The following is a 25,313-nucleotide window of genomic DNA, read 5'->3' as shown; positions in this document are numbered from 1 at the left end:
CGCTAATAAAATGGGCGGCTATTCTGAACGAAAATCCGGCTAAAATCAATATCTGTAGCGGCATTCTCATTAGTAAAGGTGTAGCATTTAATGAATTTAGATTTACATTAAATACGCTTGCGATTAGGCTGTGTGGTGATACGAAATAAGAGGAACAAAAAGCACTATGAACCAGCCTGCAACTATTGATAAATCGCTAATTCAAGGATATTTAGACAATTTGGGGGGCACGGTGGTAGCGCAGATGCTTGCGCTTTATCAGAAGCAATCTGGCGTTTACATTGGTGAGATTGAAGCTGCGATCAATGAGCAAAGTCAATCTAACTGGCAAGAACGTTGTCACAAAATGAAAGGTGCAGCGGCAAGTGTAGGCTTACTGAGTGTTCATCAGTTCTTAGTGGCTATTGAAAAATCGACAGAAACTTGGCCACAAAAAAGCGAGCATCTTGCTCGCTTAAAAATTGATAATACCGCAGCTATTGCTGATTTTAAGCAATGGCTTGAAAGCTCGTAAGAAGCTTTCTTAACCTAAGCCCCAAATAAGCTTAACTAAAGCTAACTTAAACTTTAGCTAGGCGTCGATGCTACCAACGAAACGGTAGCCTTCACCATGGATGGTATTGATTAGCTCTGGCGTTTCTGGAATAGATTCAAAGTGTTTACGCAAACGACGAATGGTAACGTCAACCGTACGGTCATTTGAGCGTAAGTCACGACCCGTCATTTCCTTGATTAATTGCTGGCGAGAAACAATTTGCCCAGCATTTTCAATCAACAATTTAAGCGCACGATATTCACCACGAGGAATTGGAATAATATCGCCAACGGGGGTTGTCATCTTGCGTGAGTTACCGTCAAGTGACCACCCGTTAAAATTGATAATTGCACCGTCAGTGTCAGGTTTTACATGAGTAATACGGCTGAGGATATTGCGTGCACGAATGGTTAACTCTCTTGGGTTAAACGGCTTAGTCAAGTAATCGTCTGCGCCAATTTCTAGACCCAAAATTTTATCAATATCACTATCACGACCAGTTAGGAAAATAAGCCCCATATCTCGATTGTTAGTCAACTCTCTAGCTAGCAACAAGCCGTTCTTACCAGGCAAGTTAATATCCATGATAACTAAGTGTACTTTTTGTTCTCTTAGCTGAGCGTCCATCGAATCGCCATCTACAGCTTCAGAGACTTGATAGCCTTCTGCTTCGAATAGGTTTCGGAGGTTAAAGCGTGTGACGTCTTCGTCTTCAACGATAAGGATATGTGCTTTTTGCATTTTTTGTCCGTTTACTAACTGGTATCTATGCTTAGTATTGTTTAGTTAGCCTTATATAGTAACTCAACCGCTAAAATTAAAGGCTAGTGTAGGTACTTTTTACTTTAGTCTTTAACATTTTAGCAAACAATATAGGTGACTTCATCCGCCACATAGTTACAGAAAGTAATCAATTAGTTAATTTTTGGTACTTCGCTTAATTGTGCAGGGAAAGCGATCTCAAACTGTACGCCTTGCGTTGGTTCAATATCGAATTGAATATGGCCGCCAAGCGCTTGGGTGACAAGGTTATAAACTAAGTGTAAGCCTAAACCACTGCCACCTTCGCCGCGTCTAGTTGTGATGAAAGGGTCGAAGATCTTGGTTTTGATCGACGGCTCTACGCCGTTGCCATCGTCTTGGTAATTAATGTGCAGTTGGCCACTTAAATACATCACATTGATTGTGACTGTGCCACCATCATTATCTGCAAAACCATGAATGATGGAGTTCACAATAAGGTTGATCAATATTTGGTTAATCGGTCCATGCTTACTAATAACCGCTAAGTTTTCACTGCACTCGATTTGAAAATTTACACTTTTTTGTTTGAGTTGTGGCCCCAATGACAAGATCACCTCGTCAATCAATTGCTTAACAATAAATGCGCTATCTGCTTCATTGCTTTGGTTTACTGCCACTTGTTTGAAACTAGAAATTAAGTCTGCAGCACGATGTAAGTTGCGTGTGACGATGGCTAGGTTTTCTTCACTTTCCGTCAGAAAACGGCGCAGTTGACTCGATTTTAAGGTTTTATCGTTAAAGGCGGTATGAACTTCATTTAAGCGATCAGATAGCAAGCTTGATGCAGTAACCCCTAGACCTATTGGGGTATTTACCTCATGAGCAACACCAGCCACCATATCACCTAACGAGGCCATTTTTTCACTTTCAACTAGTTGCCCTTGGAACTGATGAAGCTTTTCTAGCGTAGATAGTAACTCTTGGTTTGAATCTTTTAGTGCGTCAGTTCGCTGGCTAACTTTGTCTTCTAACTCGTGGTTAAGTTTTAAAATCTGTTGCTCTGCGTTTGCTTGTTTTTCTATATGTCGCTCAATGCGATTGAGCATAACATTCAAGTCGTTGGCAAGTAATTCAAACTCTTGGTTTTCCATGCCGTTAACACGAACACTGAAGTCTTTTTTCTGCGATACATTGCGTATCGCCGTAAGTAATCGATTAATCGGTGTAATCACCGAGCTATACATACTGTTGGTGATAAGAGCACCGATTATCAGCACTAAAATATAGCCAATAGATAAGGTGAACCAAGTCGTTGTTTGCAGTTCATGATAGCTATTTGTATCAAGCTGCAAGTAGGCATAACCAATTAGCTTGTTATCGACTTTGATTGGGTTGATATATTCAATAATGCTATCGGTAATAATGGGCGCTTGATACTTTTCGATACTCGCCGTTTTCTCTGGGATAGCAGGAAAACCTTGCTTATTGTAGCTGGCAAAAAAGCTCAGCTCTTGGTTTTCAAAGCGATAAATGTGCACATAGTTAAACCGAGGTAGGTTTGAAAGTCGCTTCAATACCTCTTGATATTCACTATAGTTGTCAGTTTCAATAAATGAGATTGAGCGACCACTAATAATGGCTGCGCGCTCTTTAATATCTTGTTTTAACTCTGCGCCAAGGTGATCAAAAACAAAATAGGAGACAACCAAGTGTGCGAGAAAAAATGAGCCGGTTACAAAAGCCAGCATTAATAGATTCAACTTACGACGAATTGACTTGGTTTGCACAACTTGGTTGGAATGCATAGTTTGGTTTGAATGCATAGATTGGTTGGAGTGCATAGTTTGGTTCATTACTAGATTTTAACTACCTATCTTAGTGCTTATTCGCCGTTTTTAATGCTCAATTTTTAACTTGAGCACGTGTCGTAGGCGCAAAGTAGCATGGGTTTATATCTACGATGCTTTTTCAGTGAATATCAAAAGGTCAGCACTCGTCAATGTTTTATTCTTTATTAAAGTTAATTTATACCAATTTAGTTAACGACTGACGCACTGTTTTTTTTCACGCTTGCCAGTAATAACTACACTGAAGCGACGTAGACAGCAAAGCCACGTTGATTAACCGTGGTTTGTATTTGTTTAAAACCTTCAGCCAAAATAGGTTGGTATTTTAAAAAGCTATTTGCCACCACAGTTAAGTTACCACCTCTAACTAATCGTTTCGGACACTCACGCAAAAACGTTTCGGTTGCAGCATAATGCGTCTTCAAGCCTTGATGAAACGGTGGGTTGGTGACGATATGTGAAAACGAGCCTGTAACTTCACTTAGGCCGTCTGAGGCAAATACCTCGCCTGCTAAGTTATTTACTTTTAACGTCTCTTGCGTGGAAGCAACTGCCAGTGCACTAATATCGAGGGCTGTTATCTCTGCTGCTGGGTGCTGTTTGGCTAAGTAGGCGCTGATCACTCCGGCACCACAGCCAAAATCAAGCAGTTTGCCTTGGTAACTTTTTTTCGGCAGTTGCTCGGTAGGTAAATTTTCTAATAGAACTTGTGTGCCTTTGTCTAGTTGCTTTTGGCTAAACACGCCCGGCAGTGCGGCAATGTTAAGTTCAATACCGGCAACCGAAAGCGGGTAGTAGTGGAACCAATCGGCAAGGGAAAACTGATAATCACCACGAATAAACTGACCAGCGAATAAACTGCAATGGCGAGCAGAATCGAGCTTATGACAATGGCTAATATAGTCTTGGCTTAATTTTGCTGCTGATTTGATGCCGCCTTTGTTTTCACCAACAAACAGCACTCGTGCATCGTCTGTTAAATATGGAGCAAGCATAGCGAGAGAATAAGCAAGCTCAGCTTTGCTTTTTGGAAAGGCAATCACGGCTAAGTCATATGCGCTGTTTTCTTTATTTTGTTTAGCTTCTTTGTTTTGCTTCGTTTCTTCACTTTGCTGGGCGGTTAAGTGCGTACCAAAGCTGTAGCTCAAGTTTGAATTTGGTTGAGCAGCCGATAATTGCGCCAGTTGATCCGCAGCTAGCTTGTTATTGGTGAAATAATGTAATTGGCACTCAGGATATTCATCAAGCCACTCTTGATATAGCCCGTCGACGGGGAAGTTAACTAACACTGCCCGCGTGCATGCTAACTCGTCGATATTGCGAACCAGTACTTGAGATAAATTCGATAATGCCATGTGATGTCCAACTTGCCTCGCGTTAGACGCTAATCGTCAGCGTTAATACGTTGCTTACCTAGGTTGATGATAGCCAGCTTAAGTCTAGTGTGAAACTGCTTTTTGCCGACACAAATTGCCAAAATTCGCGGACTACAAACTTCACTAAAATCGCGCGAGGCCGCATTTTACGTGATTGATAAAGCAAGGTATAGCGGTGTGTTGACATTAGAGCAAATATTCGATGTAATGAGCCCGTCCTTATTCCTGCGCGATGGTGTGGCTCGTCAAGCTCATACCATCGTGATGAAAAGGGCCAGAAGAGGAGCGTTAACCAGGTAGTTAATGTCAGGAGATCAAACTCCAGTGACCATTAATGAGGGGGATTAACGCCGAGACCAATACATTTTTGATTGATGTATTGGTCGGTTGCTCAGGCTGAATCCTGACAACTGTCACCCATTAGGTGGAGAGCTTCTGGCCTTTGTTGAACTGTCTGCGCTTTTTGCTGTGGGCAGAGAACAAATGCCGATAAGTTCTCCGAACGAAGTGAGTTCGAGAGACATGAATCCTGAAACTTCTAATTCATTAGCTAACGCAACCTTACCCAAATTCCCGTTGTGGACCGCGTTAGTTACCCCTTTTGCCGAAAGTGGCGCTATCGACTTTGCCTGTTTATCGCGAATTGCTCGCGAACAAGCAGCCGTCGGCAATGGTTTGTTACTGCTTGGTAGCACTGGCGAAGCATTGGCGCTCAATGCTGAACAACAGTTTGGTATCGTCAAATACGTGGCTGAACTTGGCCTTGATGTGCCGATCATGGTCGGTGTTGGCGGCTTTCAATTAATGCAACAGCTAGAGTGGATTGAGCGCTGCAATCAGCTAAATATTGACGCCTACTTACTTGGTGCGCCTTTATACGCTAAGCCTGGCCCTGTTGGCCAAGAGCAATGGTTTACCGCTTTGCTTAATGCTAGCAACAAGCCTTGTATGCTTTACAACGTTCCGTCGCGAAGTGCGGTTACTTTATCGGTGGATACGCTAGCGAAGCTGCAAAATCATCCAAATTGTTGGGCACTTAAAGAAGCCAGCGGCGATATCGCCCAATTTAATCGCTACCGTCAAGCGTGTCCTAAGCTTGCGCTGTTTAGTGGTGAAGATGCCATGATGCCAGCGCTGGCAAAACTTGGTGCTGCGGGCTTAGTGTCGGTTGCAAGTAATGCTTGGCCATCAGCGACAAAGCTCTATGTTCAACAATGTTTGGCGCATACCGAGCTTGATAACGCGCTTTGGCAGCAAGCTGTTGATGCGCTATTTAGCGTGGCAAATCCAATCCCAGTGAAAGTGTTAATGCATGAGAATGGCGAGTTAGACTCCGCCGCCTTGCAACCCCCACTCACCCATTTCGAATTGTTAGATAAACAGCCCTTGATTGAGGCTAACGATGCTATTGACGCTTGGTATCGCGAGCAGACGCAAGTAACTCAGCCGATACAAGTTACTCAACAGGCGCGTGAAATTCCATTAGAGAAAAACGAACCGCTAGCTAAGCAAAGGGCTTAGTTTTAGCACTAAGAAACGCTGCTAACGGCGCGATCAGAAAACTAACAATTAACCCAAAAAAGAATTCAGAATTAAAGGTAGAAAAATGACTAATTGGCAAGAAGTTTTACAACAAATGGAGCGCGGTGAAGTGCGCGCGGCAACCCAAGATGAGCAAGGTAACTGGCACGCTAATGTTGAAGCCAAACAAGCAATATTGGCGGCGTTTAAAGCCGGTGAAAACACCGAATTTGACGGTATTTATGAGGGCTTTGTCGATAAACACAATTTACCAGCACGCCAGTTCACCCGCGATGATGCGGTACGCCTAGTGCCGGGTGGCTCATCGGTACGCGCTGGTGCTTATGTTGCTCCTGGCGTGATTGTTATGCCACCAGCTTATATTAATGTTGGTGCTTATGTTGGCAAAGGCACTATGGTGGATAGCCATGCACTAGTGGGCTCGTGTGCGCAAATTGGTGAAAACGTACATTTATCGGCAGCTGTGCAAATTGGTGGTGTGCTTGAACCAGTGGGTGCGAGCCCTGTGATTGTTGAAGATGGTGCCTTTTTAGGTGCTGGTGTGGTTGTCGTAGAAGGTGTGGTGATTAAAAAAGGCGCGGTGTTAGCGCCGGGTGTTGCTCTGTCTGCTTCTATTCCGGTGTTTGATTTAGTCAATAATCGCCGTTTGGAAAAAGGTGAGCCAATTCCAGAACGCGCTGTGGTTATTCCGGGTACGCGTCCGGTCGGCGGTGAATGGGCACAATCTCAAGGCCTAAACATGGCGTGTGCCTTGATTGTTAAATATCGCGATGAGCAAAGTGATGCTTCACTTGAGCTTGAAGAAGCATTGCGCTAATCAGCGTTATTAAAGGAAGTTACGATGACGACATCAAGCCTACTCTCTGACGATTTATCGCAAGCACTGCGCGCTCATCAAGGCAGTAGTCATGAAAATGGCTACTTTGTTTATGATATTGGCGCGCTTAAACAGCACTTAACTGCGCTACAGCAGCAAGATGTGGTCAAGCTTTGGTACGCGGTCAAAGCCAATCCATTATCAAGCGTTATTCAAGCGGTAGCGGAAAGCGGTATTCAGTTTGATGTCGCCAGTAAAGGCGAGCTAACGCAAGTATTATTGCAAGGGGTTGATGCTGAGAAAATTCTAAATACTGGGCCAGCCAAATCTTACCAGCAAATTTCTTATTTTCTTCAGCAAGGGGTCAATACCTTTGTTGTCGAAAGTTACAATCAGTTGCAATGGCTAGCGCTGGCCGCGAAAGAGCAGGATAAAAAGCCAGACGCTTTACTGCGCGTTCAGCTGCGCTGGCCAGAAGGCGAGAAAAACCCGCTAGGTGGTAATAGCTTAACGCCATTTGGTTTAGGCACTGAAGAATGGGCAGGAATTCGTGCTAGTGATTTCCCAACGGTGAATATTTGTGGCTTACATATCTTCCAGTGGGGCAATATGCTCAGCAACAGCCAAATGTTTTCCCTTTGGTCACAAATGGTTGAGCCGCTCGTTAGCTTAGCTGAGCGCATTGGTTTTGAGCTTAAAGTGTTGGATTTAGGTGGTGGTTTAGGGGTCGATTACCTTGAAACGGGTCAAGGGATAGACTGGCAACAAGCCATGGCTGATTTAGCGCAAATTAAAGCACAAGCAGGCGTGGAAGAATTATGGCTAGAGCTTGGCCGTTATGCGGTTGCGCCGTTTGGTTATTATGTTACTGATGTCGTTGACCGCAAAACTAATTTTGGTGAAGAACAATTGGTGTTGGCAGCAGGTATTAATCACTTGTTACGCCCAGCAATCACCGACCAACCGTTTCCTGCTAGCCTACTGCGGCCATCAAGCGAGCAAGTACAAGATTTTCATTTGCACGGCCCGCTGTGCACGAGTATGGATAGTCTGGGTAAATTGCCTTTGCCGAGCGATACCAAAGTTGGCGATCAGCTGGTGTTTAGTCTTTCGGGGGCTTACGGCTTTACCGAAAGTATGCCACTGTTTTTATGTCATGAAGTGGCTGCGGAATATGTTTATGATAATCATCAGTTAACTGAAGTTCGCGCAGCACAACCTGCCACTTGGTATATGAGATAGGGAGCGGTTATGACAAAAACAGTTAACCACGTCACCAAGTCAATACTGAATGTCGGCGAGATGGCCAGTGGTGCCAAGTTGACGGTGCCGGTTTATCGCTTTGCTGGCCAAAGTGACGCACCGAGTGTTTATATTCAGGCCAATATGCATGGCGCAGAAGTGCAAGGCAATGCGGTAATTTACCAATTGCTTGAACAGCTTCGTAACCTGCATATTTTAGGTGATATCACCTTAGTACCATATGCCAATCCAGTTGGTTGTAATCACAAAAATGGTGAGTACACGCTTGGCCGTTTTGACCCGATCACAGGCGTGAATTGGAACCGTATGTATCATCATAATCCAGACTTAGTGGTGCCTTTTGTGCAAGATAACGTTGACGCTAGTGAGCAAGAGATCAAAGCCAAGTTCAAACAAGTACTACTTGATGATATCGACCAACAGCTAGATCACAATATGTATGGTTTGACTACGGGGCAGCGTATTGCTTATCAATTGCAGAAAATGGCACATCAAGCTGACTTAGTGTTGGACTTACACACCGGCCCTATTTCAAGTAAGCATTTGTACTGCCCTGAATATGCCAGAGCAAGTGCTAGCTATTTCAATATTGAACACACCTTATTAATCCCCAACGAGTTTGACGGCGCATTAGATGAAGCAACTTTTTGCCCATGGTGGTCACTGGCCCAAGCCTATGCCGCAAAAGGTCGCCCATTGGTGCTAAATAAAGAAAGTTTTACTGTCGAACTGGGCTCACAAGAGCAAATTGATTTAGATGTAGCGCTCGATGATGCGAATAGTGTACTGACCTATTTAAGCTATAAAGGCGTTATTAAAGGTGTAAGTAAAGGTGCAAATAATGGCGCAAATAAAGGCGAAGAAAATACCAGCGAGCAGTTTGTACCAGCCCAAATAACACGTTATGCCTGTTATTTAAAAGACTACAAAGCCTTCTACTCACCGATGGGCGGCATGGTCGACTACCTTGCAGAATTTGGTGTACCACTGCCAGCGGGCGAGCCTCTAGCGCGTATTTTACGTATGGATAATTACGGGGATGGTGATGCGTTGCATTATATTAGCTTAGATAAGGAAGTGATCCCGATTTTGCATTTTGCCTCTGCCAGCGTAAATCAGGGGACTGAGCTCTATAAAGTATTTACGGAGTTTTTTACGCTGTAAGGACTAAGCTAACGGTTACTTTAGTCGGATATAAATCCAGCTAGAAATAAAGAAAGGGCTGATACGATAAGTATCAGCCCTTTTTTGATGTGCTCTGATTTTACTTGAGCTGACTAACGTAACACCTGCCAAAACACATTGATTGCCATAACAAATAACGCGATGCTGGATAAGGCATAGCAAACAAAGCGCGCCATTACTGGACCATTTAAACAATGAATCATGGAGTGGGGTACGCGCAACAGCACAAAAATCCAAGCACTAATATAAGTTAATGTGCTTTGATCTTGTGATTGAATCGCAACTAGCGCAACTGCATAGAAGAGCACTGGCATTTCAAACAGGTTTTTCAAATTATTCGATGCGGCATTGATCTCAGCAGGAATAATTTGGCTGACATTTTCCGGCGCTTTTAAGCGGTCGGCATCAATTTGGTTACCGATTAAAAAAGTTAATCGGCGAGCATACATATAAATCCATACTAAAATGGTGAGTCCGATCATCACGGCCAGCGGTAAATAGAGCAGGTGATTGGTCATTTTTATTTTCCTTGCGGTTAGCTGTTTTTGTTATCTTCGATTTATTCTGTACCAAACTGTACTATTTATCTGAACTTATTCAACTGGCAACTTGTTGATTAATTGCGCGATAACCAATCACTTTACTAACTTTGTCTGAAACAAGTCTGCTATGTTATTGAATTGCAATGGATGATGTTATAACATCACATCGCTATGAACACTCAGTACCAACCATTACCACGCCAAACTAAGCAATGCAGCATCGTTTTGATTGCCGCATGGCTTTTTATGCTGTGTTTTCACAGTGGCCATATGGTACAAAGCTACGACGAAATAATATCTCAGGCAGAAAGCTTAGCGGAATGTCATTTATGTCATAACGCACTCGATAAGCCGGTCGAGAATACGATTGTCAGGCAGGCGGTACAGCGTGTTTATCATGCTAAAGTGCTCGCTAAATCATTATTTTTTCCACCTACACAGGCTCACTTTTCACCGCCGCTTAGGGCGCCACCTGCTCCCTTATTAAGTTAGCTATTCGCCTTTAGCTAAGTTGCTAAGGCACACAAGTTTTATTTATTAAGGGTTTACTCATGCAAACACGCAAAGCTTTGGTCGCGTTGGCGATCGCTGCTACTTTTTCTAATGGCGCATTAGCGCAAAATATTCGTGGTCAAATTTCCGATGCGGCTGGCAATCCTATTGCCAATGCCGAAGTGCATATTGATAAGGAAAAAACACACGTTTTTACTGATGAAAACGGTCGTTTTATTATTGAGAACGTCAATAAAGGCAAAGCTGAATTGCATGTCAGCGCACGCAACTTCAATCACTATAATCAAAAAATTGAAGTGACCGAGCAAGATTTAAATGGCTTGGCGATCACTTTATCGCCAACTGTGATGGAAATCATTGATGTTCATGCTACACCGCTGCATACCTCGACAATTGAATCCGCACAGCCAGTAAATGTGTTAGCTGCAGACGAGCTGCGTATGAAGCAAGCATCAACACTGGGTGAAACGCTGAAAAATGAAGTAGGTGTTCACTCAAGTTATTACGGCCCTGTATCCAGCACGCCTATTATTCGTGGTTTAGATGGCCCACGTGTGCTGATCAGTCAAAACGGTTTAGATGTCGGTGATGCATCACGTGTTGGCGGCGATCATGTGGTGGCAACTGAAGCTGCTACCGCCACACAAATTGAAGTGCTGCGTGGCCCAGCGACGCTATTCTATGGCAGTGGTGCTATTGGTGGTGTGGTTAACGTGATTGATGAACGCGTACCGACCAGTAGCGACACTAAAATTGATTACTTACTGCAACATGGCAGTGTTGCCGATGAAGACGAAGCATCGGTTAGCCTAAATACTGGCAGCAAAAATTTTGCCCTGCACTTAGATGGTTTCTGGCGTGACTCAAACGATTACGACATTCCCGGCTTTGCTGAAAACGAAGCCAGTCATGGCGATGAGCATGAAGAAGAGCAAGAAGATGAGCATGAAGGTGAGCATGAAGGTGAAGAGCACGGTGAAGAAGCAGTAGAAGGCACATTAGCCAATAGTGCTTCAGAATCGTCTGGCTTTACTATTGGTGCCAGCTATTTATTAGATAACGGCTTTATTGGTTTCTCCTACGGCCGCCTAGATCGTGAATATGGCATTCCGGGTCATGGTCACGGTCATGGTGAAGAAGAGGAGCATGAAGGCGAAGAGCACGAGGAAGAAGAGGAAGAGAACGTATTTGCTGATTTAGAGCAAGATCGTATCCAAATTATCAGTGATCTAAATTTTGAAGATCAGTTCTTAAGCCGCATTGCAACGAAATTTGCCTATACCGACTACCAACACCAAGAAATTGAAAATGGTGAAGTGGGTACCACCTTTAAAAATGACAGCATTGAAACGCGCTTTGATCTTTATCACCAAGAGTGGAACGGTTGGAGCGGTGCTTGGACATTACACTTTAAAGACAGTGACTTCGAAGCGCTGGGTGAAGAAGCTTTTACCCCACCAGCGGAATCAACCACTATTGCGTTGGCATGGCTTGAAGAAAAACATTTTGGCGACTGGCTATTGCAACTCGGCGCCCGTGTTGAACATGTCAAATTAACACCAAACGGCGAAGCCGAAGAGCACCATGAAGATGAAGCGCACGAGGGCGAAGAAGAGCATGATGAAGAACATATCATGTTGGCTGAGCAATCATTTAATCCGGTAAGTGCCTCGGTTGGCCTAGTGTGGGATTATCAGCCGGGCTACAACCTAGGTTTCTCGGCATCATTCTCACAACGTGCGCCGTCAGCACAAGAGCTATTCTCAAATGGCCCACATATTGGTACCAATACCTTTGAAGTAGGTGCGCTGTACAATGTTGTTGAACATGATGATCATCTAGATATCGAAGTGGGTGAACAAGACGCCGACATTGAAACCTCATACAACTTAGATATTACCTGGCGCAAGTTTGAAGGTGACTTTGGCTTTATTGTCAGTGCTTTCTACAACCATGTTGATGATTATTATTACCAGCAGGATACTGGCTTCTTTATGGAAGACGGTCATGAGCATGGTGAAGAAGAGCACGAAGACGAAGCTCTTGAAGAAGAACACCACGACGAAGCTGATGAACATCATGACGAAGAAGAAGGTTTGCCTGTCTTTGTATACCGTCAAGATGATGTTGACTTATATGGTATCGAAGCGGAATTTGTCTACCAACTAAGTGCGCCGCTTAAAGCAAGTGTGTTTACCGACTATATTCGCGCTGAACTTTCTGATGGTGGCAACCTACCGCGCATTCCGCCAATGCGTATTGGCGGCCAGTTAAACTATCAAGGTGATAGCTTAGCTGCGGAGCTGGCGGTAACCCACTACTTTAAGCAAGATGATATTGCTGAGTTTGAAACAGAAACCGACAGCTATACCATGGTGGATGCTCATATCAACTATTACCTTGATGGCTTTGGTGCCGACACCGCGTTATTTATCAAAGGCAGTAATTTAACGGATGAAGAAGCACGCGTGCACTCGTCATTCTTAAAAGATGATGCGCCACTACCAGGTCGCAATATTACTGTGGGTATTCGCGGTAGCTTCTAATCGTATTGCCGATTTTTAAAAGTAAAAAGCCCTGACATTTCAGGGCTTTTTTGTATTTGAATGCTGAGTTTCTATTTAGCTTGAATTAACTAAGTAGGTTTAAAGAGAAAAGTTGAATTAACCTAAATTTTTCTGAAATAAATCTTCTAATTTTACAATTGTTTCTGGAATCAATTTCACATCGGTTGGTGCAATAAAAATAGTATCGTCACCGGCAATGGTACCCAATACACCGTCACTTTTACTGACGCTATCAAGCAAACGAGCAATCAATTGCGCAGCGCCTGGGCTAGTGCGAATAATGATCATCACATTATTATGCTCAATATCTAACACTAATTGCTTAAGCGGGCTTTTTGCGGTTGGCACACCCAATTCGGCGGGTAAACAATACACCATTTCTTGACGGGCGTTACGAGTGCGTACCGCGCCAAACTTACTGAGCATGCGCGAGACTTTTGATTGGCTGATATTGTCGAAGCCTTGTGCTTTTAAGGCATCAACTATTTCACCTTGAGAGCCAAATTGCTCTTGCTTGAGTAAGTCTTTAAATGCTTGAACTAGGGCTTCTTGTTTTTGTTGTGCTGTCATCATACTGCCATACTACCTGTTGCGTTATCGCTTGCGCTTTTGGGGTTAAGCATAGCGCAATTAAGTGCATCCATTCGTTGAAATAGCCTGATTCTAGACCAATTTCATTCATTTGTTTTTCTACTATGCTCTACTATACCAAGTAATCGTGGGAATAGGGTAGCACCGTGCTTCTTGCCTCATTATAAATAACGTTATTTGGTGAATAAGTGTCTTTTTGTGTCCAAACATAATTAACATTCAGGGAAGTTATCAATGTAACTGTAAAGGAAAATTGCTTATTGGCGTGAAAAGGGCAAGCTTCCTGAGGATTCTCTAATTGTTTTTTATGGATTAATGCTATATCTTTTGGGCGACAAAAATTAAGTAAATACTCAAATCGGGAGAGAATTCCAATGAAAGTTGCTGTATTAGGCGCAGCTGGTGGTATCGGCCAAGCGTTATCTTTACTATTAAAAACTCAATTACCTGCAGGTTCTGACTTAGCATTATACGATGTTGCACCTGTTGTTCCTGGTGTTGCTGTTGATTTAAGCCACATCCCTACTGCGGTAAATGTTAAAGGTTACGGTGCTGACGACTTAGCACCTGCATTAGCCGGTGCAGACATTGTAATCATCCCAGCGGGTATGCCTCGTAAGCCAGGTATGGATCGTGCTGACTTGTTCAATGTTAATGCTGGTATCGTTAAAACGCTTGCTGAAGGCATCGTAGCTAACTGTCCTAAAGCATTAGTAGGTGTTATCACTAACCCTGTTAACGGCACTGTGCCAATTGTTGCTGAAGTATTCAAAAAAGCAGGTACTTACGAAGCTGGCCGTGTATTCGGTGTAACAACGCTTGACGTTATCCGCTCTGAAGCTTTCATTGCTGAGCTTAAAGGCGTTGATGTTGCAACGGTTAAAGTACCAGTTATTGGTGGTCACTCAGGGACAACCATTCTGCCACTACTTTCTCAAGTAGAAGGTGTTGAATTTACTGAAGAAGAAGTAGCAAGCCTAACTCCTCGTATTCAAAACGCAGGTACTGAAGTTGTTAACGCTAAAGCTGGCGGTGGCTCTGCAACTCTTTCTATGGGCGCTGCGGCGGCACGTTTCACTATGTCATTAATCAAAGGCTTACAAGGTGAAGAAGTTGTTGATTACGCTTATGTTGCAGTTGAAGATGGTGACGCAGAATACTTCGCACACCCAGTACGTTTAGGTAAAAACGGTGTTGAAGAAATTCTTTCATACGGTGAATTAAGCGCATTCGAGCAAAAAGCAAAAGAAGATATGCTTGAAACCTTAAACAAAGACATCAAAGAAGGTATTGATTTTATCAACGGCTAATAAGCTTGCTGATAAAATAGCTTTCATACTTTCAGTAAAAACGGCAAGCCCAAGGCTTGCCGTTTTTTTATGCTTAGGTTTTAGCTGATGCCAATCGGTATAATCGAGTGCATATTCCATTTTTTACGTACCATTTTGAACTTTGATAAATGGTCGGTTAATTAATCTCCAAACAGTCGCTAACACCCTCTAATAAATTGACTAATTGGTCAGTTTGGCCATATTGTATCGTCCCGTTTTTGGTTAATGTCTAGACATAAAGCTATCTAACTAAAATGGCTTAATTGTTTACTTAGTCAACTGTGGTCTATTGCCCAAAAGCATGAAAAAGATAGAAGGAGCACAATAGAGGAAGTTACTCAACACTGCTGTTATTAAGCAGTCTACTCAATTACATAATAATGACGGTCGAGTTAAGGCCGAAGTAACGGATTAATAATTAAAGACATGGATATGTTTATTTATAGGAAATAATTTTTGCCTAGGCAAAGAAGAAAAACAGAGAAAAAATTTTGAAAAAGCAGTTTAATTTCAAAACCCGCATTGTCATGGTTGCGATTAGCTTATTAGCAATTTCCATGATCATCTTAGCTACTTCCGCTTACTATCAACTGTCTGGATTAGTGAAGGCAAACGTTGATGAATATGCCACGCTACAAATGTCGAGTAATGGCGCGAAAGTTCAAAATTACATGTCGAGCATCAAACAAGGCATTGAGCAATCAGCTGAACTATTTGCAGGCGCTACCGACAAAGTGAAAATCCAAGGTTACTTAAACAGCCTTGGTCGTTCTATTTCTGCTGCCGATATCATTGTTGGCTATGAAGATGGCATGGGACTAAGCCACAAGCACGGTGAGTTCAATGCTGGTAACGCAGACCCACGCTCGCGCACTTGGTATCAGCAAGCTAAGCGACAAGCGTCGACAACAGTGACTAAGATTTACAAAGATAACGCTTCTAACCAGTTAATGGTGACCTTAGCTACGCCGTTATATCAAAGTGGCCAATTTAAAGGGGTGCTAGCTGCCGATATCGCAATTAGAGCATTAGACCCATTTATTGAGCGTGCTACCTTCCCTGGCTCAATCGCGGCGCTATATGATGATACCGGCTTGACGATTTCGTCTACTGGCGAGGTTGATGTGCCGGGTGAATCGCGATTGTCAGACTTTGAGCCGCTAGTTGAGCTTGAACAAATCATGTTGTCAAAGCAGCAAAACATGCATGAGTTCGAGTTACTAGGTATTGATAAAATCGCTTACTTTGAGACGGTAACCATTACCCAAGACACTACTTGGTTTATGTTGGTCGCAATTGATAAGTCAGTCATGTATAGCGCTCTGGGTGACTCTTTAGTTTCATCAAGCCTGACCACCTTTGTGTTAATTGTATTATCGACTATCGCGATATACGTATTGCTTTCTTACGCCTACCGCCCAGTTGAAGCGTTGAAGAAAACGGTAAATGAGCTTTCAAATGGTAACGGTGATTTAACCAAGCGTTTGAAAGTAGAGCGTGAAGATGACTTGGGTGAAATCTCAAGAGACATCAATACCTTTATCCAAAACTTACAAACAATGATGCGTGATATCGCTGAATCTAGTCAGTACATTGCCACCAGTGTCGATGACCTACAGGCATTGCGTCAAAGTAACAACGAAGTGTTAGAAGCGCACCGTCTTGAGACTAGCCAAGTGGCAACTGCACTGAATGAAATGAGTGCAAGTTCAACCGACGTTGCCAATAACACTGAAAACGCAGTGAATGTGACCACGAGCACTAACGAGCAAGCGTTACATTCTAAGCAAGTGGTTTCAGGTGCGACCCAAAATGTCAGCGATTTGGTCGAGAAAGTTGAAGAGTCTTCAGGCCAAATTAATCAAATGGGACAAGAAATTGATAATATTTCGGCTGTCTTGAAAGTGATTGGTGATATTGCAGAGCAAACCAACTTACTTGCCTTGAATGCGGCAATTGAAGCCGCACGTGCTGGCGAACAAGGCCGAGGTTTCGCGGTAGTTGCTGATGAAGTGCGAGCACTAGCGTCAAGAACACAAGACAGTACCACTGAAATTCACAATACAATTAACCGCTTAAATGCAAGTTCGCAAAGTGTTATCAATGGTATTGAGTCGACAAAAGCAAGCTGTGTTGAAGCCTCAGAACAAACCCATTTAGTGGTTGAAAACCTTGATCAGATCGTGAATTCAGTTGGCGGTATTAATGACTTAAACATTCAAATTGCCGCTGCAGCTAAGCAGCAGTCTTCGGTTTCTGAAGAGATTAATCGCAACATGGTGACCATTAGTGACATGGTTGAGCAGGTTGCGGCCAGCAGCGATGAAGTGAACGGCGCAACCACAGTATTAGCAAGTGCTAATAGTAACCTAACCAAAGTGGTTAGTCAGTTTAAGCTTTAGTTGCTTACCCCTTCAGGGCGTTAATCAAAGCATTCAGTTATCGCTCTGGTTGCAAGTTAGGCTATTTGCCATATCGAGTAGCCGAACTAACGCATTATCAAGTCAGTTGTTTATCTACATTTTTGTTGAGCAAACAACTGACTTTATTTGTTTCTCTAGTCTGTCAGTTTTATTTACATTCGTTAGTCCTATGCAGGCTTATTTTATATTGTATATTTTTAGCTTGTTGATTATGAGTAAGAATAATATCTTGACCCGTAAATTGCATAGCTCAACCCTCACCACACAATTGCTCTTATGCTAAGCCTTGCAACGCTAGGTTTAGGTGGTCATAAATAGCCTAACTCAAGGAGCTATGTATGGCTCAGTTTTTGCGCGTTTGTTGCCAATTGGCTGTGCTTATTTCAACAGGGATTTCCTATTCTGTGCAGGCAAATCTGCTGCAATATGACCTTAGCTTTACCACATCTGGCCAAAGTATTTGGGATACGGGTGACTCGTTTATGTTAGATCAGCGAAGTTTTCTGGGTGCTCAGTGGCAAGATCAACAAGTAGATATTGATCTGATTGCTGGTCGAGAAGATGTTAACGTGATTAACCCGTTGCGGGCGGCTTACGATATTGCTTTTGCTGGTTGTCGAGCCTTGGGGAATTCCTCAAGCACTTGTATCAATGGCCAAAGCGGGCGCATATTTGTTCCTAAATTGGGAAGCCGGCCATCGGTGCGCAGTTGCAGTCGGTTTGCTGTGGCTTGCAAAATTGCCCGTGCGGCAGATTTAACAAGACGGGCGGCTTATGATGCGGCTTTCTCTCTATGTCGAAAGAGCTTCTCGTCGAGTGTTTGTCGTAATGGCCAATCGGCACGTTTGCCTGTAGCACCACTAGGCACTGCGCCACCTTCATTTTTGGAAGTGGATACCCGCACTGGCGTCGCTGTACAAGGCTCTACTGATGGTAGAGTTGGTATTGAACTTGGTATTGAGATTGGCAGTGGCTCAGTAGATGCCACAGTGTCTTATCAAGCCACGTTAGATCTTCCTGATACGTTAAATTTAGATAAAACTAACCCAATCAATTTTAATGCTAACAGCCTATTGGCTGGCGCCAATACGCTCGATACGTCTTTTGCCAACCTAGCGCTTAATGTTGATGCAATTATGGAACTAAGTGGAACTGTGGGGGGAGAAGCCTGCATTATACCTGCGGGCTGTAGCACAGGTTCAACACCATTTAACATTAATGAAAGAGCATCAATACTATCCTTTAACCAAGATGGCGAAGGTGGTGTCTCACTGCTTGGCCAGCAACCATCAGTATTCGGCTTTCCCGATCAAGCCAATGGCTTTCCATTTAGTGTAGATGCTCTAGGTATAGTGGAAGCGACTTTACATCTTCCGCAGCCTAATGCCAGTGGAGGTCTAGATACCAACACAAATACCCTTAAAGCCAGTGGTCAAGACGACTTGGTGGATTTGTTTATTGACATCGACAATATTGTTGCCAGCGCGGCAGGTGTACCAGGCTTGTTTGGCTCTAGTGCGCCCATCGGTACCATTGGCAGCATCGGCTACGATATTATTGATGTGCAAATGGGGCCAACCATCGACTTAAAACAAGACTTTGAATTAGAGCCAACACTGTTTGTGTCTATGGCCTTTGATAAAGCGGTGATGGTGGGTGGAGAAATGGTAACCGAATTGATCTCTGCTTGGGATTTATTACCTGACATCACTTTTCTTGATGACGTTACCACAGTTACACCAACCTTTTTCCTTGATGCTAATTTGACCAATGAAACATTACTAGACTTTGATTTAGAACTGATGATCGACTTATTACAAATTAACTTCGACATCCTTGGTTTTGATCGTCAAATAGGTATTGGCAATGTATTAGCAGCTGGCGCAGATTTATTTCAATCGCCTAACTTGTTTGTCAATATGTTCCCGTTAGGAGGATTTGACTTGCAAGTAGGAGAGAGTTTCGTGGTTGACTTTAATAATAATACACCACCACCGCCAACGACTTTAGCGGTAAGAAGTGCAATTAACCCGATTGAAGCATTCGCGGTGTCAGTACCTACACCCAGCAGTGTTTTGCTAATGCTACTCGCCTTATCCGTACTGGTGTTATCCTTGTCAGCTAACAGTAATCATTTGCGTAAAAGAAATACTGCATAGGGTTTTAAATAATACTCTTGTTTTGGCTTGCCAGTTGATAGTTAATTATTGGATGTAAGCTGGCAAATCACGCTAACCACCTATAATTACTTAAATAACTCTTAGATATAATCACTCATGAAATCACTGTTGTTCAGCGTTTTGCTCTTATCGATCAATCTACCTGTAATGGCCGCCGATATTAACGGTAAATTTGCCATGAAAGGAGCAGGCTTTTTAACCTGTCAGGCATTTCTTTTAGAGAGACAAAAACGCTCTAATATTTACTATATGATTGGCGGTTGGTTGGAAGGTTATATCTCTGCTCACAATCGATATGTTACAGATACCTATGACATAACCGCCTATCAATCACTGGAGTTACTGCTGAATGTAATGGACAGCCACTGTCAAAGTAATCCAAGCAATCAACTTTACCAGGTGGTAAGCGGTATTATTGAGAAGTTGGAACCTGTAAGGATTAAACAGGAGTCTCCTCGTATCGCTGTCACTATTGGCGAGAGAAAAGTTGTCTTGTACAGGGCGACCATTCGCAAACTTCAGCAAAAACTGAGCGAGCTTGAGTTATATCAAGGTCAAATTGATGGCCAATATACCGATGCGACTAAATCTGCATTAATGGCATATCAGTCTGATATAGGTTTTGAAATGACTGGCGTGCCGGACCAAGGAACACTATGGCGCTTATTAAAATAACAATATTGAAAAACTTACTATTAGTTGCTAGGAGTATTTGCGTTGAAGCTGCTTTACGCAGCAAGATTGGGAATTTAGGGATACTTTCCACTGCCAAGCGCGCTTAGCTTAGCAGTAGACTTAGCGAAGACTAGCAACCAGTAGTTACGATAATGACTTCCGGTGTTACTGCATTTACAACAGCACTTTTGTAACTTACATAACAGTTGGTTGCGATAATTTCTGCAGTAGTTGGCGAGTTATTTGGCGCTTTATTCGTTAAATACAGGCCGCGGGCAACTTGGTTATCAGCATTACTGTCGTTAAAAATTGTATTGAAAACGAAGTCATCACTAAGGTTCATGGCTTCAAGAATTTCTGGCACATTGTCGCTGTCGTTGAAAGAGATGCCAATTGGGTATCCTTGATCGAAGAAAATACCTTCAAATTCAAAACCATTATCAGTGCGGCTTTCAACTAAAGCCTTGCTGTTATAAAGGTTGGCGGTTGATTCCAAACTACCAGCTAGTGCTTCAAGTGCTGCTTCATTAGCATCAGATGATAGGTCGATAAAACGTGGCACAGCCACAGCTGATAAAATACCTAAGATGACAATTACGACAACAAGTTCGATCAGGGTAAAGCCTGCTGCCTTCGTAATATTTGAACTATGTGGTTGAGTACTGGTTAGTTGAGTGTTAGGTGATTGTAAATTTGGTAAATTGGCATACATGTTACTTCTCCTAGAACGACAGTGCCTGACAAATCGAATAAACGCACTTACTTATGCTGGTAAGCAAGTGAAAGAGCATACAACAAGCTTAGTGAGTGTTAACAGTACTTTAACATAAAATACCTTGCTCTATCGCTAATAATACTGCTCTAGTGCGATCTCTGACGCCGAGCTTGGTTAAAATGCTGGAAACATGATTTTTAATGGTACCTTCAGATTTAAATAAGGCACCTGATATTTCTTTGTTGGAATAGCCGCTCGCCATCAGTCTCAGTACTTCTATCTCTTTTGGAGTCAGCGGCTCTAACGGAGTAGGTGCAGTAAAATCATCACTAAGACCGTTAACTTTAGTAATACCTTTTAACAGCCGTTCTGTAACTGCGGGCTGCACCATAGTTTGCCCATTATGAACCGCTTCAATGGCACTAATAAGTGACTCCAGTGATACGTCTTTAAGTAAGTAGCCCTTTGCACCCGCTTGCATCCCTTTGAGAACCAGCTCTGAATCGTCGAAAGTAGTCAGAATAATAACGGGCGTAGCAATTCCCGCTTGCGTTAACTGCACTAAAGTTTCAATACCGTCCATTTTTGGCATAGAGATATCGAGCAAAATCACATCAGGCTTATGTGCTGCTACTTGCGTTAATACTTGTGTGCCATCGCTAGCTTCAGCGCTCACAGTGACTTTTTCTGATAGCGCAAGTAAGCTTTTAATTCCTTGCCTAACTAAGGTTTGGTCGTCTACGAGTAGTAGTTTTATAGTCACTTATAAAGTCTCGCTTTTTTCTTGGTGTTGCATGCTAAATTTATTGGCGTATGTGATTAGGCAAATTAACCACAATCGTTAACCCATCATTTTCACGATTGAAGTTTACTGTGCCGCCAAGAAGTTCTGCACGCTCTGTAATACCTGACAGTCCATTACCCGCGACTAGCTTCGCGGGAGCAGTGCCATTGTCATAAATTTTTAGCTGAATTTCGTCTCGTTGCTGGGTAATGGAGAGCCAAAATTCACTAGCACCGCTATGACGCAGCGTATTGGTGATCGCTTCTTGGCTGATGCGAACTAAGGTATTTGCCAGTTCAAACGAATCAAGTTGGATATCTGTTTGAATCGAGTGGTGTACCTTGAGTGCAGGTACGCCAGCGACAAGCGCCTCAATTGCTGACTGCACGTCAATAGCTTGATTCGCCTTAATTGTGCTGACCGCCTCGCGTACATCGCTTAACAAGAGTTTGGCAAGCGCATAGCTTTCATCAACTTTTTCTTTCGCGGCTGAGTTGCCATCTCGCTCACATAAATGAGATGACACTTGCAGGTTTATGGTTAACGCAGTGAGATGATGACCAAGTAAGTCGTGAAGTTCACGAGCAATGCGTGTGCGTTCATGTTGCTTTGTCGATTGTGTTAACAATTGCTGAGTGGCGAGTAACTGGCGGTTAAGTTCATTCGCTTGTTCGCTCGCTTGTTTGGCTTTTTGTGTTTGTTGGCTCATCAGCAAGCTAAAAATATGAAACGTGCCATAGAGAGAGCCCGTCAGTAGCACATGGTCTTTTTGCCAACGCCAACCATAGAGGCTAAACCACACGACGACTAGCGCAATAATAATGAGTAACGCCGTTTCAAATCGGCAGAAATTAATCAGCATGCCAGCCCAAATAATGGTAAGGATAGGAATAAAGTCGAGTGGCAGCATTAACATAATGGCAAATGCACTCGCTAGTTGTAATCCCAAAAATACTTGATGGGCACGGCCAAAGAGTGACGCTTTATTAAGTTTGGTCGCACCAAAAAAACAGACAATATAAGCGGCGAAACAAATGGCAATCCCCAATGTATTTGCTTGCACGTTGGCGGTTTGTGAAGGTAAGGCGTACAGTGAAATGGCAAGTACTAACCCCCAAGTCACAACAGCTAAAACATCAAGTCGCTCACAGTGTTGGCTAATTTTAGCGATGGCTTTATACATATCTTCTTATTGGTAACCTGTTGACGATTATAGCTTTTAAGGATTATTTCAGATTAAGTCGTAAAAACCTATAGGCCAAAAGTCATGTTTTTAAATCGTGACCTTTGGCACTGATGTCGCCAAATAGCAGTGCGTAGACTACTTCCAACAACTTAGGGAGAGAAAATATGTACTATTCAATTTATTCCGTTTTACTGTTTTTACACATTGTGGTTGGCAGTGTGTCATTAATCACTTTTTGGTTGCCTGTTATTGCCAAAAAAGGCGGGCATTTTCACAAGCGGTCAGGCAAGTGGTTTGAGTTTGGGATGCTCGCTGTCAGTTTATCTGGGGTTGCTATCACTTTAATGGTGTTATTCGATCCGTTAGCCATTAAAGATCCTTCATCTTCATTATCTGGTGCCGAGGCCGATAAGCTGGTGTGGTGGAGCGAAATGTTTGCTTGGTTCTTACTGATGTTGTCGCTACTGGTGCTTAACAGTACACGCCACTCGGTACTCGTATTGAAATGTCGTGAAAACCGACAGGCACTGCGTCAATGGCCGCACCTGTTGCCAATTCTCACTATGGCGGTAATTTCGCCTTATGTAGGTTATTTAGGTACTAAATATTCTTTTGTCTTATTGCAGGTGTTTAGCGCTTTGTGTTTGGTGAATAGCTACCAATTACTGCACTATATTTTTAAACCGTCTATTCAACCAAGAGAATGGCTAATTCAGCATTTGCGTCATATTATTGGAGCAGGTATTGGGGCTTACACCGCGTTTTTTGCTTTTGGTGGTCGCCAACTACTCGCCAATATTGTAAGTGATCAGTGGCAGATTATGTTTTGGGTGCTGCCGGGGGTCATTGGTGGTATATGCACCCATAAATTAGTCAAAAAATATCGTCAGCAGTACAAGGTGCAATAAACTGCTAATGTAAAGCTTTAAAGGGATTTTTATGAAGCAAATATTTCTTGAAGATTTTGTCGTTGGCCAAGTATTCACAACAAACAACATCAAGTCACTGCTGAGCAAATTATCGAATTTGCTCAGCAATTTGACCCGCAGCCATTTCATACCAATGAAGAACAAGCCAAAAGTAGTTTTTTTAAAGGGTTAGTGGCCAGTGGTTGGCATACGGCAGCTATTACCATGAAATTAATTGTGGCAAGTGATGCTAAACCTGCTGGTGGCTTAATTGGCGCAGGTGTAGATAAGCTTCGATTTAATCAAGCTGTTCGCCCTGGTGATAGCTTGCAAGCTAAGGTCACGGTCATTGAAGCTAAAGCGTCTAGTTCAAAGCCCGAACAAGGATTGATTACTATTGCTGTGTCTGCGACAAATCAAGAGCAGCAAGAAGTCTGTAGTTATGTCTCAACAATAGTGGTACCTAAAAGGCCTAACACCTGACTGTTGATAGTTAAGGAGTAATGATCTGATGTGCGACGAGTTTAGATATTACTTGCTCCTTATTTTTTGCCCCCAGCTTAAGCTTTATATTCTCTAAATGAAATCTCGCTGTTCGTTCAGAAATATTGAGCTTTTTACCGACCTCGTTATATGTGCAGCCATTACTTAACCATTTACCGCACTCTATTTCTCGATGGGTTAATTTTAGCTGCTGAATGGCAACATTTGGGCAACTTTTTAAGGCACAAAGTTTTTGATGAAATACGGTAGAGGTGATCTCAAGTTGCTTGCCATACTGTTCAAGCCATTTAGTTTCTGCCTCATTGTCTATGGCGCAACCTAAACCAGCTATTTGAAGTTTATTATTACTTAGTGGTATTGAAGCGCCAGCATTGAGTTTGTGAGCTTTGACCTGCTGCCAAAAGCCAAATTGCGCTTTGCCGTTACTGCATTGTTTCGCGTATGACCAGGGCACAGGCGAATTGCTCACAACAGATAGTGGAATGGTAGTGTCTAGTTGTAGGTAGTTCTTGGCGATATATTCATCGACCCATTGTTGAGGGTAGGTACTAATCACATTTAATTCACTGGGGTGTTGTGCGTTAAACTGAAAGTAACCAAAGCTTTTAATGCCAATTTTAATGAGCTGTTGCTCAAACAAATTGACGAGTTCGGCTTCTCGCTGACATTTTATCAGCTGATAAATATCGTCCCATTCCATCTCACATCTACATCCTGTAAATACCTGTCAGAACTGACAGTGCAATTTTGTTGTTTATTGATTAATACTAAAAAGGTCTATGTTTTAAAGGATAGTCGGCGATTCGTTCTAACAGGTGAAATTAATTTAACTATTGAGTTAAGACGTTGAAACATATGCGTAAGGAGGCGTTATGTTACTTGTCAAATTAATGGTATTAATAGGAATGCTGATTGCTTCACAACTTGTATCGATAGGTAAAAGTCATGCCGCTTGGAAACTGTTTTTGGCTTTGTTTCCCGTTGTTGGCGCAATTGCCATTGCCTTATTGAATATTAAGTACTCAGATTTTTACTAATTTTTATAGATGCTCGCAGAAATAAAAAATCCACCTTATTCGGTGGAT

23 protein-coding genes, 1 pseudogene and 1 riboswitch are annotated in these 25,313 nt (G+C 42.8%); of the genes and pseudogenes, 14 read left to right on the top strand and 10 right to left on the bottom strand.

Translation table 11 applies throughout. The features are described from left to right. Positions 1-166: 166 nt before the first annotated feature. Complete coding sequence (locus tag DXX94_RS08685) at positions 167-514, top strand: Hpt domain-containing protein (protein WP_116015230.1); 348 nt, start codon at positions 167-169, stop codon at positions 512-514. Positions 515-571: 57 nt separating this feature from the next. Here the strand turns inward: DXX94_RS08685 and arcA are convergent, their stop codons facing one another. The 3 genes from arcA to DXX94_RS08670 form a co-directional block, all read right to left on the bottom strand. Beyond that, a complete protein-coding gene (arcA, locus tag DXX94_RS08680) occupies positions 572-1,276 on the bottom strand; it encodes a two-component system response regulator ArcA (protein WP_115998981.1) in 705 nt (234 codons plus the stop codon). 173 nt (positions 1,277-1,449) lie between these two features. After that, positions 1,450-3,132: a HAMP domain-containing sensor histidine kinase gene (locus DXX94_RS08675; RefSeq protein ID WP_258872133.1), complete on the bottom strand. Its 1,683-nt coding sequence runs from the start codon at positions 3,130-3,132 to the stop codon at positions 1,450-1,452. 230 nt (positions 3,133-3,362) lie between these two features. Then, the gene (locus DXX94_RS08670) at positions 3,363-4,481 is read right to left on the bottom strand and encodes a methyltransferase (protein WP_116015229.1); all 1,119 of its coding nucleotides are present in this window, start codon (positions 4,479-4,481) and stop codon (positions 3,363-3,365) included. Between the two features lie 291 nt (positions 4,482-4,772). Beyond that, a riboswitch (Lysine riboswitch) is annotated at positions 4,773-4,945 on the top strand. A gap of 79 nt (positions 4,946-5,024) precedes the next feature. On the opposite strand from DXX94_RS08670, the pseudogene dapA reads away from it, so the two are divergent. The 4 genes and pseudogenes from dapA to DXX94_RS08650 all read left to right on the top strand — a co-directional run. Continuing rightward, a pseudogene (gene dapA / locus DXX94_RS08665) lies at positions 5,025-5,924 on the top strand (4-hydroxy-tetrahydrodipicolinate synthase); the annotation flags it as partial. A gap of 184 nt (positions 5,925-6,108) precedes the next feature. Further along, positions 6,109-6,861 (top strand): 2,3,4,5-tetrahydropyridine-2,6-dicarboxylate N-succinyltransferase, encoded by a 753-nt coding sequence (locus tag DXX94_RS08660; RefSeq protein ID WP_116015226.1) that lies wholly within the window; start codon positions 6,109-6,111, stop codon positions 6,859-6,861. A gap of 24 nt (positions 6,862-6,885) precedes the next feature. After that, entirely contained in the window at positions 6,886-8,103 is a 1,218-nt protein-coding gene (locus tag DXX94_RS08655) for a PLP-dependent decarboxylase (RefSeq protein WP_116015224.1), read from the top strand. 9 nt (positions 8,104-8,112) lie between these two features. Next, on the top strand, positions 8,113-9,288 hold the full coding sequence (locus DXX94_RS08650; RefSeq protein ID WP_116015223.1) for a succinylglutamate desuccinylase/aspartoacylase family protein: 1,176 nt from the start codon (positions 8,113-8,115) through the stop codon (positions 9,286-9,288). 113 nt (positions 9,289-9,401) lie between these two features. On the opposite strand, the gene DXX94_RS08645 is transcribed toward DXX94_RS08650, so the two are convergent. Further along, on the bottom strand, positions 9,402-9,827 hold the full coding sequence (locus DXX94_RS08645; RefSeq protein ID WP_116015221.1) for an MAPEG family protein: 426 nt from the start codon (positions 9,825-9,827) through the stop codon (positions 9,402-9,404). Positions 9,828-10,022: 195 nt separating this feature from the next. On the opposite strand from DXX94_RS08645, the gene DXX94_RS08640 reads away from it, so the two are divergent. Further along, a complete protein-coding gene (locus DXX94_RS08640) occupies positions 10,023-10,343 on the top strand; it encodes a hypothetical protein (RefSeq protein ID WP_116015219.1) in 321 nt (106 codons plus the stop codon). Between the two features lie 59 nt (positions 10,344-10,402). Beyond that, complete coding sequence (locus DXX94_RS08635) at positions 10,403-12,910, top strand: TonB-dependent receptor (protein ID WP_116015218.1); 2,508 nt, start codon at positions 10,403-10,405, stop codon at positions 12,908-12,910. A 117-nt stretch (positions 12,911-13,027) separates the two neighbouring features. On the opposite strand, the gene argR is transcribed toward DXX94_RS08635, so the two are convergent. Next, positions 13,028-13,501 carry a transcriptional regulator ArgR gene (gene argR, locus DXX94_RS08630; RefSeq protein ID WP_116002270.1) on the bottom strand — a complete coding sequence of 158 codons (474 nt, stop codon included), beginning with the start codon at positions 13,499-13,501 and terminating at the stop codon, positions 13,028-13,030. 395 nt (positions 13,502-13,896) lie between these two features. On the opposite strand from argR, the gene mdh reads away from it, so the two are divergent. Then, positions 13,897-14,832: a malate dehydrogenase gene (mdh, locus tag DXX94_RS08625; RefSeq protein WP_116015216.1), complete on the top strand. Its 936-nt coding sequence runs from the start codon at positions 13,897-13,899 to the stop codon at positions 14,830-14,832. On the opposite strand, the gene DXX94_RS19285 is transcribed toward mdh, so the two are convergent. Next, on the bottom strand, positions 14,788-14,952 hold the full coding sequence (locus tag DXX94_RS19285; RefSeq protein ID WP_181901519.1) for a hypothetical protein: 165 nt from the start codon (positions 14,950-14,952) through the stop codon (positions 14,788-14,790). The two genes, mdh and DXX94_RS19285, sit on opposite strands and share 45 nt — an antisense overlap. A 392-nt stretch (positions 14,953-15,344) precedes the next feature. Between DXX94_RS19285 and DXX94_RS08620 the strand changes: the two genes are divergently transcribed. The 3 genes from DXX94_RS08620 (at position 15,345) to DXX94_RS08610 (ending at position 20,131) form a co-directional block, all read left to right on the top strand. Then, on the top strand, positions 15,345-17,255 hold the full coding sequence (locus DXX94_RS08620) for a methyl-accepting chemotaxis protein (protein ID WP_116015215.1): 1,911 nt from the start codon (positions 15,345-15,347) through the stop codon (positions 17,253-17,255). 359 nt (positions 17,256-17,614) lie between these two features. Next, a complete protein-coding gene (locus DXX94_RS08615) occupies positions 17,615-19,435 on the top strand; it encodes a hypothetical protein (RefSeq protein WP_116015213.1) in 1,821 nt (606 codons plus the stop codon). Between the two features lie 117 nt (positions 19,436-19,552). Next, positions 19,553-20,131 (top strand): peptidoglycan-binding domain-containing protein, encoded by a 579-nt coding sequence (locus tag DXX94_RS08610; protein ID WP_116015211.1) that lies wholly within the window; start codon positions 19,553-19,555, stop codon positions 20,129-20,131. A 130-nt stretch (positions 20,132-20,261) separates the two neighbouring features. On the opposite strand, the gene DXX94_RS19655 is transcribed toward DXX94_RS08610, so the two are convergent. The 3 genes from DXX94_RS19655 to DXX94_RS08595 form a co-directional block, all read right to left on the bottom strand. Next, a complete protein-coding gene (locus DXX94_RS19655; RefSeq protein WP_309545213.1) occupies positions 20,262-20,843 on the bottom strand; it encodes a prepilin-type N-terminal cleavage/methylation domain-containing protein in 582 nt (193 codons plus the stop codon). 109 nt (positions 20,844-20,952) lie between these two features. Next, a complete protein-coding gene (locus DXX94_RS08600) occupies positions 20,953-21,609 on the bottom strand; it encodes a response regulator (protein ID WP_116015210.1) in 657 nt (218 codons plus the stop codon). 40 nt (positions 21,610-21,649) lie between these two features. Next, on the bottom strand, positions 21,650-22,813 hold the full coding sequence (locus DXX94_RS08595; protein WP_116015208.1) for a sensor histidine kinase: 1,164 nt from the start codon (positions 22,811-22,813) through the stop codon (positions 21,650-21,652). 167 nt (positions 22,814-22,980) lie between these two features. Between DXX94_RS08595 and DXX94_RS08590 the strand changes: the two genes are divergently transcribed. Continuing rightward, positions 22,981-23,724 carry a hypothetical protein gene (locus DXX94_RS08590; RefSeq protein ID WP_116015206.1) on the top strand — a complete coding sequence of 248 codons (744 nt, stop codon included), beginning with the start codon at positions 22,981-22,983 and terminating at the stop codon, positions 23,722-23,724. A 72-nt stretch (positions 23,725-23,796) separates the two neighbouring features. Then, on the top strand, positions 23,797-24,207 hold the full coding sequence (locus DXX94_RS08585) for a MaoC family dehydratase (protein WP_116015205.1): 411 nt from the start codon (positions 23,797-23,799) through the stop codon (positions 24,205-24,207). A gap of 10 nt (positions 24,208-24,217) precedes the next feature. Here DXX94_RS08585 and DXX94_RS08580 read toward each other — a convergent pair whose 3' ends face one another. Continuing rightward, positions 24,218-24,928, bottom strand: coding sequence for an autoinducer binding domain-containing protein (locus tag DXX94_RS08580; RefSeq protein WP_116015203.1), 711 nt, complete (start codon positions 24,926-24,928; stop codon positions 24,218-24,220). 172 nt (positions 24,929-25,100) lie between these two features. On the opposite strand from DXX94_RS08580, the gene DXX94_RS19280 reads away from it, so the two are divergent. Beyond that, positions 25,101-25,265, top strand: a complete 165-nt coding sequence (locus tag DXX94_RS19280; RefSeq protein ID WP_181901518.1) for a hypothetical protein — start codon at positions 25,101-25,103, stop codon at positions 25,263-25,265. Positions 25,266-25,313 lie beyond the last annotated feature (48 nt).

Source organism: Thalassotalea euphylliae, from assembly GCF_003390375.1.
Taxonomy (GTDB): domain Bacteria; phylum Pseudomonadota; class Gammaproteobacteria; order Enterobacterales; family Alteromonadaceae; genus Thalassotalea_F; species Thalassotalea_F euphylliae_A.
Note: the sequence above shows the minus strand (reverse complement) of the source record. Positions and strands in the feature narration are given on the sequence as shown.